Annotated in this window: 12 protein-coding genes; 9 read left to right on the forward strand and 3 right to left on the reverse strand. The window is 55.8% G+C overall.

Annotated elements, in window-relative coordinates; all coding sequences use genetic code 11:
- The first annotated feature begins 38 nt into the window (after nucleotides 1-38).
- The 6 genes from bioB to AC2FFH_RS10295 are packed head-to-tail and all read left to right on the forward strand — an operon-like array spanning nucleotide 39 to nucleotide 5,421.
- Complete coding sequence (gene bioB / locus AC2FFH_RS10270) at nucleotides 39-1,019, forward strand: biotin synthase BioB (RefSeq protein WP_496766445.1); 981 nt, start codon at nucleotides 39-41, stop codon at nucleotides 1,017-1,019.
- Nucleotides 1,016-2,149, forward strand: coding sequence for an 8-amino-7-oxononanoate synthase (locus tag AC2FFH_RS10275; protein WP_496844354.1), 1,134 nt, complete (start codon nucleotides 1,016-1,018; stop codon nucleotides 2,147-2,149). Before bioB ends, AC2FFH_RS10275 begins: the two co-directional genes overlap by 4 nt.
- On the forward strand, nucleotides 2,146-2,766 hold the full coding sequence (gene bioD / locus AC2FFH_RS10280; RefSeq protein ID WP_496844355.1) for a dethiobiotin synthase: 621 nt from the start codon (nucleotides 2,146-2,148) through the stop codon (nucleotides 2,764-2,766). The genes AC2FFH_RS10275 and bioD overlap by 4 nt, the downstream gene beginning before the upstream one ends.
- Nucleotides 2,763-4,049, forward strand: coding sequence for an adenosylmethionine--8-amino-7-oxononanoate transaminase (gene bioA, locus AC2FFH_RS10285; protein WP_496844356.1), 1,287 nt, complete (start codon nucleotides 2,763-2,765; stop codon nucleotides 4,047-4,049). The genes bioD and bioA overlap by 4 nt, the downstream gene beginning before the upstream one ends.
- On the forward strand, nucleotides 4,046-4,666 hold the full coding sequence (locus AC2FFH_RS10290; protein WP_496766453.1) for a pimeloyl-ACP methyl esterase BioG family protein: 621 nt from the start codon (nucleotides 4,046-4,048) through the stop codon (nucleotides 4,664-4,666). Before bioA ends, AC2FFH_RS10290 begins: the two co-directional genes overlap by 4 nt.
- On the forward strand, nucleotides 4,663-5,421 hold the full coding sequence (locus tag AC2FFH_RS10295; RefSeq protein ID WP_496844357.1) for a methyltransferase: 759 nt from the start codon (nucleotides 4,663-4,665) through the stop codon (nucleotides 5,419-5,421). The genes AC2FFH_RS10290 and AC2FFH_RS10295 overlap by 4 nt, the downstream gene beginning before the upstream one ends.
- A gap of 6 nt (nucleotides 5,422-5,427) precedes the next feature.
- On the opposite strand, the gene AC2FFH_RS10300 is transcribed toward AC2FFH_RS10295, so the two are convergent.
- On the reverse strand, nucleotides 5,428-8,988 hold the full coding sequence (locus AC2FFH_RS10300) for a PA14 domain-containing protein (protein WP_496844358.1): 3,561 nt from the start codon (nucleotides 8,986-8,988) through the stop codon (nucleotides 5,428-5,430).
- A gap of 155 nt (nucleotides 8,989-9,143) precedes the next feature.
- Here AC2FFH_RS10300 and AC2FFH_RS10305 point away from each other — a divergent pair, with 155 nt between their 5' ends.
- The 3 genes from AC2FFH_RS10305 (at nucleotide 9,144) to AC2FFH_RS10315 (ending at nucleotide 14,289) form a co-directional block, all read left to right on the forward strand.
- The gene (locus AC2FFH_RS10305) at nucleotides 9,144-10,871 is read left to right on the forward strand and encodes an ABC transporter transmembrane domain-containing protein (protein WP_496844359.1); all 1,728 of its coding nucleotides are present in this window, start codon (nucleotides 9,144-9,146) and stop codon (nucleotides 10,869-10,871) included.
- Nucleotides 10,868-12,964 carry a peptidase domain-containing ABC transporter gene (locus AC2FFH_RS10310; RefSeq protein ID WP_496844360.1) on the forward strand — a complete coding sequence of 699 codons (2,097 nt, stop codon included), beginning with the start codon at nucleotides 10,868-10,870 and terminating at the stop codon, nucleotides 12,962-12,964. Before AC2FFH_RS10305 ends, AC2FFH_RS10310 begins: the two co-directional genes overlap by 4 nt.
- A gap of 62 nt (nucleotides 12,965-13,026) precedes the next feature.
- Entirely contained in the window at nucleotides 13,027-14,289 is a 1,263-nt protein-coding gene (locus AC2FFH_RS10315; RefSeq protein ID WP_496844361.1) for an HlyD family type I secretion periplasmic adaptor subunit, read from the forward strand.
- A gap of 53 nt (nucleotides 14,290-14,342) precedes the next feature.
- On the opposite strand, the gene AC2FFH_RS10320 is transcribed toward AC2FFH_RS10315, so the two are convergent.
- Together AC2FFH_RS10320 and queF are read right to left on the reverse strand one after the other, a co-directional pair.
- Complete coding sequence (locus tag AC2FFH_RS10320; protein ID WP_496725210.1) at nucleotides 14,343-16,199, reverse strand: SLC13 family permease; 1,857 nt, start codon at nucleotides 16,197-16,199, stop codon at nucleotides 14,343-14,345.
- A 225-nt stretch (nucleotides 16,200-16,424) separates the two neighbouring features.
- Nucleotides 16,425-16,889, reverse strand: coding sequence for a preQ(1) synthase (gene queF, locus AC2FFH_RS10325; RefSeq protein WP_496724662.1), 465 nt, complete (start codon nucleotides 16,887-16,889; stop codon nucleotides 16,425-16,427).
- Nucleotides 16,890-16,892 lie beyond the last annotated feature (3 nt).

The raw sequence follows: 16,892 nt of genomic DNA on the forward strand, positions 1-16,892 counted from the left end.
ATGCGCAGCCATGAGAGTTTTCGAAAAGTATCTATAAAATGAAAAACACCTCCCCGCTGTGGTCCCGCGAAGCTGCCCAAGCGTTGTATGACCTTCCGTTGATGGATCTGCTGTTTCGCGCTCAGACTGTGCACCGCGAAAACTTTGATCCCAACAAGGTTCAGACATCCAAACTATTGTCGATCAAAACCGGTGGATGCGCCGAGGATTGTGCCTATTGCTCGCAATCGGCGCGGAACGGATCAAAGCTGTCGGCCTCCAAATTGATCGAGGTTCAGCGCGTTCTGACCGAAGCGCGCAAGGCTCGCGACGGTGGGGCAACCCGGTTCTGCATGGGCGCTGCGTGGCGCGAACCCAAAGACCGGGATATGGATGCCCTTGTTGCCATGGTCGAAGGCGTGCGCGAGATGGGGATGGAAACATGTATGACCCTTGGCATGCTGGACGACAATCAGGTGGTCCGTTTGCGCGATGCGGGGCTGGATTACTATAACCACAACATCGACACGTCCGAGCGGTATTATCCCGAAGTCATCACCACACGCACCTTTGCGGACCGGATTGACACGATGAACCGTGTGCAGGAAGCGGGTATCAAAGTCTGTTCCGGCGGTATCCTCGGAATGGGCGAAGAGGTTCAGGACCGGGTCGATATGCTTGTCACTTTGGCCAATATGAACCCGGCGCCGGATTCAGTGCCGATCAATATGCTGATGCCGCAGGAAGACACACCATTGGCAGACGCGAAGCCCATCGACCCGATCGACTTTGTGCGGGTAATAGCCGTGGCGCGGATAATGATGCCGCAGTCTTATGTTCGTCTGTCCGCAGGGCGCAGCGATATGAGTGAGGAATTGCAGGCCATGTGCTTCTTCGCCGGTGCGAACTCGATCTTTGTTGGTGAAACGCTTTTGACGGCAGAAAACCCCGAAGAAGACACTGATGCCATATTGTTTGCCAAGCTTGGGTTGCAGGCGGAAACATCGGCCGAAAAATCCTGTTTGGATGCTGCTGAATGATAGCACTGAGTCGATTGAACTCGATGCTTGAACTGTTGGACACCCGGCACCGTCGCCGGGTGTTGGCATCACGGCGCGGTCTGGACTTTGCGTCCAATGATTACCTAGGTTTGGCGCAATCGGCATTCCTTCGCGTTGCCGCGCAAACGGCATTGGCGCAGGGCGTGCCGCTGGGATCCGGTGGTTCCCGTCTTTTGCGGGGCAATCATCCCGAACATGAGGCGCTTGAACACGAGGCCGCCGCCTTTTTTGATGCTGAGGCTGCTTTGTTCATGGGCGGAGGATTCCAGGCCAATCAGGCGATTTTCTCGACCCTTCCTGCCGCCGAAGATCTGATCCTTTACGATGCTTTGGTTCATGCAAGCGCGCATGAAGGCATGCGGATGGGACGTGGCCAAACACGTGCCTTTGCTCATAATGACGTGACCGCAGCGCGTCTGGCCATTGAGGCGTGGCTGGCAAAAGGCGGGTCTGGTCAAATCTGGATCGCCGTGGAAAGCATCTATTCCATGGAGGGCGACATTGCGCCCTTGGCTGCGCTGTCTGATCTGGCCTGTGAACACGGTGCCATATTGATCGTGGATGAGGCTCATGCGACCGGAGTATTTGGCCCGAACGGAAAGGGTCTGGCGCATGGCCTCAAGGCTGAGTTGCTGACTTTGCACACATGCGGCAAAGGGTTGGGGGTTTCTGGAGGGCTGATTTGTGGCCCGCGGGTGTTGATCGAAACATTGATCAACCGCGCGCGCCCGTTTATCTTTGCGACATCCCCATCTCCGCTCAATGCGGCCCTTGTTCGCGTGGTTCTGCAGCATCTTCAAACAGATAGTTCGCTGCCCCTGAACGCCCTGTCCCGCACCCGCCACGCGCATGCCGTTGCACGTCAGATCGGAACACCCCAAGAGGCGCTGAACAGCCAGATTATCCCCATAATTTTGGGCGATGACGCCAAAACCATGGAAATGGCCGCAACGTTACAGGCCAAAGGTTTTGATGTCCGTGGTATCCGGCCGCCGACCGTGCCACGGGGCACGTCGCGCCTGCGCGTGTCGATCACCGGCAACGTGGGCAAGGATGACATAAGCGCCCTGTTCGAAGCACTGGCGCATCAACAGACGGAGGCGGCATGAGCGCTGTAATCGTCACAGGCACCGACACTGGTGTCGGAAAAACGGTTTTTGCTGCGGGCCTGACGGCCGCGCTTGGCGCAACCTATTGGAAGCCGGTGCAATCCGGGCTTGAGGATGCAACGGACACAGAAACCGTCGCGGCGCTTTCCGGTGCTGTAATTTTGCCGGAAGCCTATCGCCTGAACATGCCAGCCTCACCACATTTGTCGGCCGAAGACATGGGCGTCGAGATTTCGCCGGATCGGCTTGCGCTGCCTCAGGTCAACGGACCCCTGGTCGTCGAGGGGGCAGGCGGGATCATGGTGCCGCTGAACCGCAAGACCTTTTTCCTTGATGTCATCTCGGTGTGGCGGGCGCCCGTGGTTCTGGTGGCCCGGACCGCATTGGGTACGATCAACCACACAAGCCTGTCCCTGATGGCTTTGCGGGGAGCAGGTTGCAACGTCGTCGGCGTAGCGTTTGTAGGCGACGCTGAGCCAGAGGTTGAACAGACCATCGCCGAGATGTGTCAGGTTACCCATTTGGGACGCTTGCCGTATCTTGAAACCCTGTCGCGAGAAACGCTGTCGGATGCTTTCGATGCGATTGACACAGCAACAATTCGGAGAGCTTTGTGACCGCTCTGGAGTTTGATGCCCGCCACCTGTGGCATCCCTATACGAATGTTCTGAACCCCGGTCCGATGCATCTGATCACCGAGGCCGAAGGGGTATGGCTGACCCGGGAAGACGGCACTCGGATGATCGATGCTATGTCGTCGTGGTGGTGTGCGGTGCACGGGCATCGTCATCCGGCCATTACTGCTGCGATGCAGGAACAGCTGCGGCAAATGCCCCATGTCATGTTCGGTGGCCTGACGCATCGACCCGCTATTGAACTGGGTCGCAAGCTGGTCGAGCTGTTGCCTGACGGGCTGGATCGCATTTTCTACAGCGATAGCGGATCGGTCGCGATTGAAGTCGCCTTGAAAATGGCTGTGCAGTATCAGATGGCGCTGGGTCACACGGGGCGCACGCAATTTGCGACCATTCGCGGCGGATACCACGGGGACACATGGAAAGCGATGAGCGTCTGCGACCCCGAGAATGGGATGCATGGGCTGTTCAGCGGCGCGCTGTCGATCCAACATTTCCTGCCCCGCCCACCGATATCGTTTGATCAGGAATGGACGGATGATCCAACCCTGAATGGGCTGGATGCACTGGCTGAGCTGCTGGAAGCCAAGGCCGATCAGATCGCGGCCCTGATCCTTGAGCCTGTGGTGCAGGGCGCGGGTGGCATGTATTTCTATCACCCCAAGTGGTTAAAAGGCGCGCAAGACCTGTGTAAAGCGTACGGAATTCTTGTGATTTTTGACGAAATCGCGACTGGGTTTGGTCGCACGGGCGAACTGTTCGCGATGCGTCATGCCGAAGTGGTTCCTGACATCATCTGCATGGGCAAAGCGCTGACAGGCGGACATATTACTCTGGCCGCGACCGCCACGACTGAAGATGTCGCGCGCCGAATTGGCGAAAGCGAAGCAAACGTTCTGATGCATGGCCCGACCTATATGGCCAACCCGCTGGCCTGTTCTGCCGCGGTGGCCAGTCTGGACCAACTATCGGTCAGAGATTGGCGCGCCGAAGTGCACGCGATCGCCGACCAGATCAAGCAAGAACTTGCCCCCGCACGTGAATTGCCAGGCGTTGCCGATGTGCGCGTGCTTGGCGCGATCGGGGTCATTGAAATGGAGCAATGGGCTGATCCCGCGGTTGCGCATGCGCTGGCACCCGATACCGGCGTTTGGTTGCGCCCGTTTGCCCGCAACATCTATTGCATGCCGCCTTACATCATCTCTGCGAATGAATTGAGCCGTGTAACATCGGCCATGATCTCGCTCGTCAAAGGCATGTCATGAAACAGCGGTGGTTATCGCATTCCGGAACGGATGAATTGATCCTGATCTTTGGCGGTTGGGCGCTGGGGGCTGCGCCTTTTGCTGGGCTTTCAGGGCGCGGTGATGTGCTATTCGTCGACGACTTCCGCCACCTTGACGATCCTCTGCCTGATATTGCGCAATATGACCGGGTCAATCTGATTGCCTTTTCTTTTGGTGTCGCATCTGCGGGCCACTGGCTGACGCAAACTGGATTTTGTCCCGATCGGCTGATTGCCGTCAGCGGCACGCTATGTCCGGCTGACCCCGAGCGTGGCATCGCACCGGATATGATCCGCGCCACGGCGGAAAACCTGACCGCAGCCAGTTTCGCAAAGTTCTGTCGCCGCGCCGGATTGAACGGGCCGGTTCCCGAAATTGATCTGGAGGCTGCGCAGGCAGAGCTTCACGCCGTGATCGACCGTGGTGGCGCACCCGAGGTGGCGTTTGACCGGATTTGGATCCCCCAGCGGGACCGAATTATCCCAACGCCGGCGCAAGAGGCGGCATGGGCGCACCAACAATCTGCCGTGCGTGGTATTGCCACCCCGCATGTCCCGTTTCGCGACGGTCAGAACTGGCAGGAGTGGGCCGCATGAACGTACAGATCGCAGACCGCGTCCAGCGCAGTTTCAGTCGCAGTTTCCGCAGCTACCACAGATCAGCGAGCCAGCAGGCCAAAATCGCGGATCGGCTGGTCCATGAGATGCGGGCCGGCGGCGGGCCGGACCGTTTCCCGGCCGGTTTGGAATTTGGGTGTGGTACCGGCCACCTCACGCATCGGGTGTGTAGCGCATTCGACATTGGTCAGTTGACGGTCAATGACCTGTCGCCCGAAGCGGCTGAGACCGCAACAGCGGTCGGCGCGGACTTTTTGTGTGGTGATGCCAAAACTGTTGAATGGCCATCTCAACCCAATTTGGTCATTTCCGCATCCATGATCCAATGGCTGTTTGATCCCGCAGCCTTCTTGCAAAAGGCGGCCAACGCATTGGCTCCTGGAGGGTGGTTGGCGGTTTCAGGCTTTGGACCAGAACAGTACCGGGAGCTGGTGAAAGTCGGCTCCACAGCCAAAGCGCCGGGCCTGTGCCGATCTGAAGATTTGGCCGCGGCGGTCGAAGGCCAGTTAGAGATTATCAGTTGCGGCGAAATTCTCTCTGCATTGCGCTTTGATACGCCCCGAGACGTTCTCAATCACCTTCGAAGAACTGGGGTCAACGGGCGCGCGCAGAAGGTCTGGACCAAAACCAGTCTTGCCCAATTCTCGGAACAATATATCCGACACTTTGGCGATGATGATGGCGTGCCCCTGACCTATAACCCAACTTGGATCGTGGCCCGCAAACATAGCTGAGTGCTGTTACCAATCAATGCGCTCATAGGCTTCGGTCTGGATACACGAGATCTCAGAGCCCGGGTTGGTCACTACCGCTTCGGCCATAACATCGCCGCCGGTTTCCGCGTCACTTTGCGCAAAATCCAAGTGCCACGGCGCGGGCGGTTCAACCAGTGTTGTTGCAGCAAGCGTTTCGGACAGATCAGGGGCAAGGTCTTTTGCGATTTCATCTGTTTGCCCGACGTCCAGAGCAAAGGAAGTCACTGAAGTCAATTGCGCCCCGTTAAATCCGGTGTCCGTCACCAAGATTTCCCCTTCGATTGCGCCTTGAAATCCTGGGGGCGGGGAAATCTCAAGAAAGTCGAGATCCCAGCCAGATAGATCCGCAGAGCCGCCATCTGTCATCAGTGAATCCTCACCGCTGATCAGCAAAGTATTTGGTGGCAGCCCTTCTAAAGATACAGCAGCCTGATCACTTGCTTGGTCCATCTCGATTGCGACTTCGATCGTCCCGTTTTCGCTGACATATGGGTCTGGGTCAGCTTGCAAAAGCTCGCGCCCCGTTGTGTCCGGCCCGTCCCATTCCAATTTCAATCCTGCACGACCGTAATTCTCAAAATACCGAACTTCGATATCATAAGTGCCGGGTTCCAGGTCGATTTTTCCGGACCGCGTTCGGAACCCATGCAGACCATCATTGTCCACGATCCTAACGCCGTTGACGAAGAGTGCTACGCCATCGTCCGCACCGGCAAAAAAAGTGTAGGAGCCGCCTTCTTCTATTGTGATTTTACCTTCGAGTTTTGCCCCAAACGTATCCCTTGAACCGCCTTCCCAGAATGAGTTGCGACTGTTATCAAAATTGATTTCAGGCACAAATTCCTGTTGCGTCGGGTCAGCGGACCAGTCGATGTCGTCCAGCTTTGACAACCTGTTGTCCATGTCAAAATAACTTGCGCGGAACCCGCCCACAATTTTGGCATCTGGTGAGGGCAGGTCAGCCTGAGTTACTTCGAAAGTCAGGTATTGTACGCCGTCGTGACTGCTGTTTTCACTGGTCGGCGTAGAATGATGCAGGGCTGCTTCGACTGTTCCCGCAAATTCTGGCGGCGGTGTTATGGTGATCATCTCACCTTGCCAGCCTTCCATCTCTGCGATCCCGTCCACATTTGCCGCGAATGCGATTCCGCCAGCCTCGACAATTGTTCCAGTCGGCAGACCTGTCAGTTCGAACGTGGTTTCATCGGTCACGCTGAGCGTTCCCATATCCACACCAATGGCAAGTGGCACGCCCGAAACGGTTTGGGCCGCGGACACGTCTGGGGCTGTAACCACCTCACGTTCGTCAAGACCTGGGCCCTCCCATTCAAGCTTCAGTCCAGCCCGGCCGCAATTTTCGAAGTATCGGATTTCGATCGAATGTGTTCCCGGTTCAAGCTCAATTTCACCTGTTCGAGTTCGAAACCCGTGCAGCCCGTCATTTTCAACGACCTGTTGGCCGTTGATTACCAACATCGCCCCATCATCGGCGCCCAGAAAGAAAGTGAATGTTCCGCCTTGCTCAACTTCGATGCTGCCATTGATCTGGACGCCGAACGTGTCTTTCGCGCCTCCATCCCAAAATGTGTCGTGACCGTTAGCGTAGTTGATTTCGGACGTAACCTCTTCATGGGTCGGTTCTGCGGTCCAGTTGATGTCTTCCAGTTTGGAAAGACGATGATCAACGTCGAAATATTTGGCGTGAAACCCTGACGAAAACGTCATCTCGTCCGTATCCGCCACATTGACAGTAAAGCTTTCGGAGTGACGCAACCCGCCTGCGTCGATCACCGTGACATCAACGGTGACCGAGGATGCCTCTTCATAGTCCAACGCAACACCGGGTTTCAGACGCAGTTGACCACCGATGACTTCGAACCGGTCATCCGAGATTTCGAACCTATGGGTGTCGTCCTGATCCGGATCCTCAAAACTGAGCTGCCCGACAACGGCCCCATCAACATTTTCGGCTACGGTCAGCTCTGCGGCGGTCAGTGTGATGTTATCAACCAAGGCACCGTAGGTATCATTCTGTCCCTCAGGTTCGCGCAGTTCCAGCGTGTCTTGTCCGGTCCCAACGACCTGCAGCTGGAACGTTTCCCAATCTGCGGATTGCGGGTCCAGCTCCGCCACCAGATTGCCGTTCCAATAGACCTCGACCGTATCGGTTCCACCTGCTAGACGCTCACGCAGGTCAACGCCCAGATCATAGAGTTGACCATCCTCTGTCTGGACGACCTGGGAAATACTGTCGATGCCCCGACCATGATCCATCTCGAGCAGCTGATCGCCATCGGATGCACTCGTACCGCCTAAATGATCCCAGATTTCCATTCCATGCGCGTCTTGCCAGGACCCGCTTTCATCCGAGCCAAAGCCTTTCCACCTGCCTTTATCCAAGTCAAATTCTTCGAAACTGCCATTCTGAATGAGGTTTTCATAGGTATTGTCCAGCACAAGACGTATCGGACCCTCGTTCACATCCTGAACGTCTACTGTGAAACGCTCGGTCAGGGTGGACCCGCCAGCATCCGTGACGATGACGTCGACCTCTATCTGCGCCGCTTCTTCATGATCCAGCGCAATGCCGGGCTTTAGCTGTAACTTGCCGTCAACGATGTCAAAACGGTCGTCTGAGATGTCAATGCTGTGCGTGTCCGACGCATCCAGGTCCACAATGGAGATGTTCCCGATCACTGCGCCACTGGCGTTCTCGGCGACAGAAGTGTTATCCAGCACAAGGCTTGTCGGACCCTCGTTCACATCCTGAACGTCCACGATGAAACGCTCGGTCAGGTTGGCCCCGCCAGAGTCTGTGACTGTGACGTCGACCTCAATCTGTGCCGCTTCCTCATGGTCCAGAACAATGCCAGGCTTTAGCTGCAACTTGCCGTCAACGATGTCCAAACGGTCGTCTGAGATGTCAATGTTGTGCGTGTCCGATGCATCCGGGTCCACGATGGAAATGTTTCCGATCACCGCGCCATTGGCGTTCTCCGCAACAGATGTGTTCTCCAGAGTGACCTCTTGTGGCGGGTTGTTTTCGGTCTGTGTGTCGGTTGAAACTGCCGGCGCTGCATCCAGATTGGGTACGCTTGGCGGCTCTGGACGAGAGGCCGGACCGCTTACATGGGTTTTTGCCACACCTTCGGTTGTTTGGGGCGTTGAAATTGCAGCACGGAATGTTTCCATTCCGGCGGCGCTTTCGTCAATTTCCGTCGCCTCTGCCTTGGGGTTCTGTGCAATTGACCCAGCCGACGAGCTCGTTGAATGCAAAGTGTGGGCGACAGGATCAGCGTTTGTGACGTTGCCGGATTGTTGTGCATGCACGGTGCGTGGGTTCAACTCTTCCGGGGCACCTTCGCTCCGAGTGCTAGGTTCCATTGTCCCAGAGAACTGTTGGCCTGTGTGTAACGAACTGCGCGTCGGATCTTCGCTTGGCCCGACAACATTGCGGGAAAGATGAGAGGCGATCTCGTGTTGTTCGTCCATATCCGCCTGTGCGGACCTTGTGTGAAAATTCAGGTCGTTCTCTTGTTTACCCATCGCACAATTCCCCAAACAACAACTGATTCACCGAATTTGGTAACACGTGTCCGTCGATATTTGGTAACTAAGCGTTTAAATTTAAAGGTAAATCCTAGGCAAGATGCGCCGGGGAATTTACGGGTCTTAAACGGAAACCGACCACTCCTGCTGAAATGACCAAGGGGGTGGAAAGCATCATGGAACCGCGTGGATTTGTTGGTCGCATTTCGGCTCCTCACTTTGATATCCCGCTTTGGGTTGCCTCTCTGACTATGAATGTTCTGTCGCTTTTGACGCCGATTTCCATCTTGCTGATATTCGATCGGGTTATCCCATTTCAGTCTACAGACACGCTGCGCGTATTGACGGTGGCACTGGTGATCGGTGCCGGTATGGAGCTGATGCTGAGACAGTGCCGTGCCGTCCTTTTGACAACCACGGCTGAGGGGGCAGCGGTCTGGAATTACCGCCGCTTTATGACCAAAGTTCTGAACGCGAATTCTTTGGCTTTCTCGCGCGAACCCGCCAGTAATTATGTGGAACGCTACGCAGCTATCGGCCAGTTGCGGGACTACCATTCGGGGCAAGGGCAAACACTCTCGATTGATCTGCCCTTTACGGTCTTGTTTGCGATTTTGATCGGATTGATCGGGGGGTGGCTGATTTTGGTGCCATTGGGCGCGGCCTGCGTTGTGATCATCTTCGCAGCGGTCATGAAGCGGGGGCAGTGGGCTCTGTTCAAGCACCGCAAGTCCTTAGACACACACCGATACGCGTTCTTGTCCGAGATTTTGTCGAACATGCCCACGGTCAAGGCAAACCGGATGGAGCCACAAATGGCCCGCCGCTTTGAATTGCTTGAAGATCAGACCGTCGATATCAGCAAAAAGCTGATCCATTTCTCGAGCTTCGCACAAAGCTTTGGAGCCATTTTCTCGCAGATGACTGTTGCCGCGATGGGGCTGCTGGGGGCCTACTTGGTGATCATCAACCTGATCGGTATCGCCGAATTGGCTGCCTGCATGCTGTTGAATGGCCGAATTATCCAGCCTTTGACCAAACTCATGGCGATGTGGGTTCAGTCGGAAAACTCTGCCATTTCACAAGCACGATTGAACGAAATGGAACAGCTTGAAATCGGGCAAAGTGCAGGGCTTTCCTGCGATCACTTGGGTCAGATCAAGGTGTCCGGTTTGTCCATGCGCCGTTTAAAAGGAAAGGGGAGAGCTTTCTTGCCCCTCAACTTTCAGGTGGAGCAAGGGCATGGCGTTTTGATTGAGCCCGAAGAAAGCTGGATGGTCGCAGCTTTGTTTGACGCAATGACGGGGCAGCGAGAGCCAGATAAGGGTAGATTGTTCATTGGCGGCTTGCGGGCATCACAGTTGATCGGGTGGCGCGGGCAGGACGCGCTGGTTGCGCTCGAAGCCGAGCCCGCGATCCTGTCGGGAACACTGCTTGAAAACATCAGCGCTTTTGGTGACGCAGAGACCGTTGATCGCGCCAAGCAAGTTGCCCTCGCCCTTGGGCTAGAGAAACGCATTCACCGTTTGCCCATGGGTTATGCAACCCAGCTTAACACCGGAACCGGGTTTGAGGCCGACCCGGTGAACCGGCATCTCATTGCATTGACACGGGCCTTGGCGCTGCGGCCGCGGGTGCTTTTGATGAATGAACCAACAGCGGTTCTAGATACAACGGAACGCCAAGCTTTGGCGGATTACCTCCAATCCGTGTCACCGCGGCCCACGATATTTGTTGCAAGCCCGGACCCTCGGATGAGGAAGATAACGGACAAGTGCGTTCGCTTAAGTTCTTCAAACGCCCTAGATCTGGCGGCATGGGCGGTGGACGCAGATCTTGAACGCACTGCCGCGGAAGCCTGGAAAAAGGGTGCTGCATGACCGTAATGAACACTCAGATTGCAAGCGGGATGCTATTTAGACTGCTTTCGGCGGGTGGGTGGCGCAATAGTGAAGACCGGCTGCTTGAGGCGTTTCCGCACGTGCTGGATCGGCTCCACCCGGTTGACATTTTCGAGACGTTGGAAAACCTCCATATCCCCTACACGCAGATCAGATGTCGTGAACGTGAGATCACGGATCACGAATGCCCGGCATTGATAATACCGGACAATGGTGCCTGCTACCTTGCGTTGGATCGGATAGGTGGCACGCTGCAAATCAGCGAAGATCTGAACCCAGATCTGAACCACCTCAAGCCCGGCCGCCGATGGTGCACCGTCATCCGGATCGACCGCTTCACGCATCACCAGACAGACAGGCGGTTCACATCTGTCCGCTCGGCATTCGCAGAATTAGGCCCGATGTTGCCCTGGCTGCTGATCGCCTCGTTGTTGTCCAACGTTCTGGGGCTTATGGCGCCATTGCTGATCATGGGCATCTATGAGCGGGTCATCCCGTCGGGTTCTGTTAGTTTGCTGGTTTCGCTGATGATCGGTGTGGTGATTGTGGGTGCGTCAGACCTGTGCTTCCGCCATGCGCGCACGCGGGCGTTGGCATATGTTGGCTGGCGTGGAGAGCGTCAGTTGATGATTGCGCTGTTTCGCAAACTGATGTCACTGCCGCTGAGCCAGCTCGGGAAAACGGATGTAAACCAACAGCTATCGCGTTTTCGCCAATTCGAATCGTTGCGCGATGCATTTACCGGGCAGGTCATGACGACCCTTCTGGATCTGCCATTCGTGGTGATTTCCTTTGCGGTCCTTGCATATCTCGCACCGCAGGTCGCGCTGCTGACGCTCGGCTTGGCGGTCTTTCTTGTCTTGCTTGGCGCAATCATCATCCCACATCAAAAACGGTTGGATCAAAAAACGACAGAGGCCGCCGCCGCTAGCCAGACGGGCGTTCAGGACGCTATTCTTCACCAGCGGGCCATTGCAAATCTGGGGATGCAAAACCAATGGTTGGACCGCTGCATGCCGCTTGCAGAGCGCGCAGAAGCGGCCGCGCGCCGCAGCCGTCAGTTTCAGGCGCTTGCGCAATCATTGGTTCAATCCGTTACGGCACTTGCGACGATGGGGGCCATCATCTTGTGTGCGCATGGCGCGTTGCGCGGTGATATCAGCTTTGGCGCGTTGATCGCCTCGATTGCGTTGGTGTCCAAAATTCTGGCGCCGATTCAGTCTCTGTATTCCAGCTTCCCCCAGATCCTTTCCTTCCGAAGCAGTCGAAATCAGGCGGATCGTGTCCTTAGTCTTGGCGTGGAGATCGAGGTGGGGCTGGAACAAACGCATCAAAAAACATTAAGCGGCGCGATTGCGTTTTCTTCGGTCACGTACCGGCCGGACCCTTTGAACGCGCCTGTCCTTTCGCAAGCCAGTTTCAACTGTGATCCGGGCGAAGTGGTGCTGGTCATGGGCAGCGATGCGGCCGGTCGCACAGCGGTGCTGGATCTGATCGACGGCCTTTACGCGCCTCTGGCAGGTACGATTGAACATGACGGCATCGACATTCGTCAAATTGCTAGGGACGAATTGCGTAAATCCATAACCTACGCCACTTACGACATGTCGATGTTCTACGGCACCGTCGCCCAGAATTTTCGATTGGCCTCGCCGTCTCTCAATGATGACAATATTATAGCTGCTTTGACTGATATGGATTTGCTGGATGACCAAGGTCTTCTGCCAGACGGCATCGACACTCGTTTGACCGACAGTGACCTGGCGCAGATGCCATCGGCAACCTTAAAGTCGCTGGTTCTTGCACGCAGCATGGCGCGCCCTTCTTCGGTCTATCTGTTTTCCGAGCCAACCAACGGCCTGTCTGATCATCGACGGATGTGTTTCAGAAACTGGATTCGCGCGCAGCAAGGGCGCAGGACTGTGATAATCGCAACGGCGGATCGCTCATTCATGCAGATCGCCGACCGTTTCATCTTTCTGAATGGCGACAAGGTTGTCGTGAACAGCGCTGGTGATGCGGGGCGCAAGAGACTTCAGGCCGTATTGAAAACGCTTGGGAGGGCACAGTGAAATCAGGTCCAAAGAAACGTGACACGTCCGGTCCAATGCAACGTGCAAATTGGAGGCGCCGAATGCGGCGGCCTAGATTTGCGGCCTTCCTCTCGCTTGCGGTTTCGGCCATGGTTGGATGCTTGGTGGTTCTGGCAGGGCAAACTACTGTTCCCCAGGTAACCCGCGCCCCAGGGACGATCCTGCCAGTTGGCGCGTATCCACAAATCGAAACGATGCCTGGCGGCATTGTCCGGGCTGTTCATGTCCGCGAAGGCCAGTTGGTTGAGGCGGGGGATTTACTGGTTGAACTGCATCACCCGGATCTGACGCGGGAAAGAGACGTCACGTCGGGCCAGCTTGCTGCGGTTCAGCGAGACTTGGCCACAGCGTCCGCTGTACTGGCGGTATTGGATCGCGAAGCTGTGCCTGACAAGGCGGAAATTGATGCGCTCAAAGGCAAGGGCCTGATTTCTGCAGCGGCAAGGTTGGACCTTTATGCTGAAGGCCAACGCATTCAGCTGGCCACGATCAAGCAGCAAGAGGGGACATTGGATATCCTGACACGGGCCACGCAGTTCGCTCAGGCCCGCGTTCGAAAGAAAGAGGAGATTCTGGAGAGATATGCGCAGCTGCGGACGCAGGGTCTAAAATCCCTGAGCGATTTCCTTGAGGAAGAGGATGAAGTGGACGCGGTTCGCGCGGCTGCATCGGACGCCCGGGTGCGCCTTGCCGAAGCCCAGAGCGCATTGATGCTGGCCCGTGCAGCCAAAGTTGAAGAAACCCTGGCGTTGCGAGATGAGGTGCTAACTCGATGGGCCGAACTTGAGCAAAAGCGCGTGGAGTTGGAGATATCGCTGGACGTCGTAAACTCAAAATTGTCGGCACTGCGTATTTCTGCCCCAGCACGTGGAATTATTCAGGCGATAACATATCCTAACCCAGGGGAAGTCATCGCGCCGGGCGAAGTGATTTTTGAGATTTTGCCGACCCGTCGCGCTTTGGTCGTAGAAGCACGTATCGCAAATTCCGAGGTCGGCCATGTTGAGTTGGAACAGCCGGTTTCAGTAAGCGTAGACACATTCGATGCCCGACGTTTCGGTAAGGTCGAAGGACGCCTGCAATCCATCTATCCTGTGCCTCTGACGGATGAACAAACCGGTGAAACCTATTTCAGGGCCTCGTTTAAACTGACCGAAGCCAAGGTTGGCACGGGCCCGTGGGAGCGTCCACTTCAAGCTGGGATGACCGTTGTTGCGGAAATGACGACCGGCGAACAGACCCTGCTTTCCTACCTGTTAAAGCCGGTGCAGATGACGATGGAACGCGCATTCAGAGAGCGTTAGCTTGCAGATGTAAGATCTTGTAATCATGTAGCAATTCCTGTTTATCGAAACGATCAGTACAGCAAATTGAGCATAAGGAGTGACACAACAAGAAACAGTATGGTCATGACCCCACCTGAGCGTACAAAGTCCATAACTTTGTACCCTGCAGGACCCATGATCAGGGCGTTTACCTGATGGGTTGGGATTATGAAGCTGTTCGATGTTGATATGGCAACTGTCAGGGCAAATACAGCCGGATTTCCGCCTGCTGCCACTGCAATTGAAACGGCCAATGGCACTAGCAGAACGGTGGCGCCGACATTGGACATCACCAACGAAAACGCCGTAGCCAGAACCGCAACGCCTGCCTGAAGGGACCAGGTCGGCCATCCATCCAGAATGATCATGATTTGCTGCGCGATCCACGCTGCCGTGCCGGTATTCTGAACGGCCTGACCTAATGGAATAAGACATGCGAGCAGAAAGACTGTATTCCACCCAACGGCCCGGTAGGCTTCGTCAACGCTCAGCACTCGAGACAACATCATTCCCGCGGCTCCCGTCAAAAGGCAGAGAGAGAGCCGAATGTCGGTGAACAGGATCATCGACAGGGAAATGGCAAAAAACGCCAGCGCCCAACCGACCTTTTGCGGGCGAAGCTCGTCTTGGGGGAAGTCGGTGGTCACCACCACAAAATCGGGGTCGCGCTTGATCCGCATCAGGTTGTCCCAGCGGGTATGGGCGACCAACATGTCGCCTGCGTGAAACTCCTCAAGTCCGATTTGAGTAGACTCGTGCGTTTCGGATTCAACATGGCTGAGCGTTTCCTCGCCGCGATGGATGGCAAGCAACGACATGCCGTATGTCTTGCGGAACAATAGCTCGCGTGGGCATTTCCCGATCAGCTTGCTGTCGGGTGTTATGACAACTTCAGCGATGCCTGCGTTGGTTGGTGCGAATTCTTCGACAAAGATGTCCAACGTCGGCAGGACGGTCAGCCCGTACTTCTGCGCGAACTCCTCTACGACCCAGCGCCTGCCGATGATCGCCAATCGGCAAGGCGCGGCAATTTCGGCCGTCAGGACCTGAACCATTGAGGTTTTTCCACGATAGAATGTCGAAATGATGTACAGGTGATTTTCGTGGTTTATGTCGGCCAAAATCTGCCCGACCAAAGGGCTTTCGGCTGGAACGATTACTTCGAAAACATCGGCTTTCAGGCCGTAGACACGTTGCAGATACTCTTGCGTTCCCTGTCCGGTCCCGGTGTTTTCCGATCCCTCATCACCCGGCAAAACCCACCGACCCAGCAGCAGAAAGTAGGCGATGCCGGTCAGGATCAGAACAATCCCTATCGGCGTCACAGAGAAAAGGCCGAACTGCTCCATTTTCTGACCTTCGGGCAGGCCGTTGTTGGCCGACTGGATCAGGTCGTTCAGCAGGATAAGAGGCGAAGATCCGACCATCGTCATTGTGCCACCAAGGATGGCGCAGAACCCCATGGGCATCAGCAAGCGCGACAATGGGATGCCTGATCGGGAAGATATTCGGCTGACGACCGGAAGAAACAGCGCGGCGGCTCCAACGTTCTGCATGAACGAGGAAATGACCCCTACGGTGCCCGAAATAATCGGCAGCACGCGTTTCTCGGACGTTCCGCCATATTTCAGAATAACAGCGGCGACTTTGTTCATTATGCCGGTCTTGTCGAGCCCCGCGCCAACGATCATGACTGCTATAATGGAAATCACCGCATTGGATGCAAATCCATCAAACAGGTGCGGCACGTCAGCTAGTTTTTCGAGCCCGGGCGCGTAACTGAGGAGGCCGATAATGACCAGAACAAGTATGGCAGAAAGGTCAATCCTGACGATTTCGGATACAAAGAGAAATACGGTGAAGGCAAGAAGGGCGCAAACGACACCCATCTCAAAATTGAAGGCCACCTGTTCCACAATCGTCACCAGGAATTTGTTCTTACATTAAAAAAACATCTAACCCATCAATGTTGGATTGTCATGATGTTTCAAAACCGCAAGCTTGAGCGAAACAAAATTACTACCACTGCCAAAACGTCATGTTTCGAACCGGCGCGTGGGGGCCCTTTGATTGCTTGTCAGGCTGGGGCCTTCACGCCTCTCAAATCATCGGGGTCAGCCACGCCCGCGGTAAGGCGGAACACCCTGATCCGGGATCCAGACGCCTTCGGGCATTGGGCCAGTTTGCCAGAACACGTCGATCGGAATGCCCCCGCGCGGATACCAATAGCCTCCGATACGCAGCCACCTTGGCTCCAGAAACTCTTGCAGCCGGCGGGCAATCGAGATGGTGCAATCTTCGTGAAAGGCGCCATGATTGCGGAACGAGCCCAGAAACAACTTGAGCGCTTTGCTTTCCACCAACCATTGATCGGGTACGTAATCTATCACCAGATGGGCAAAATCCGGCTGGCCTGTCATCGGGCAAAGCGAGGTGAACTCGGGCGCGGTAAAGCGCACGTTGTAATCCACATCAGCCTGTGGGTTCTGCACGCGTTCCAGAACCGCCTCTTCCGGGCTGGCTGGCATTTTGGTGTCTCCGCCCAACTGGGTGAGGTTGCTGTAGATACTATCGGTCATGTT

The organism is Ruegeria sp. YTSC003 (genome assembly GCF_059609785.1).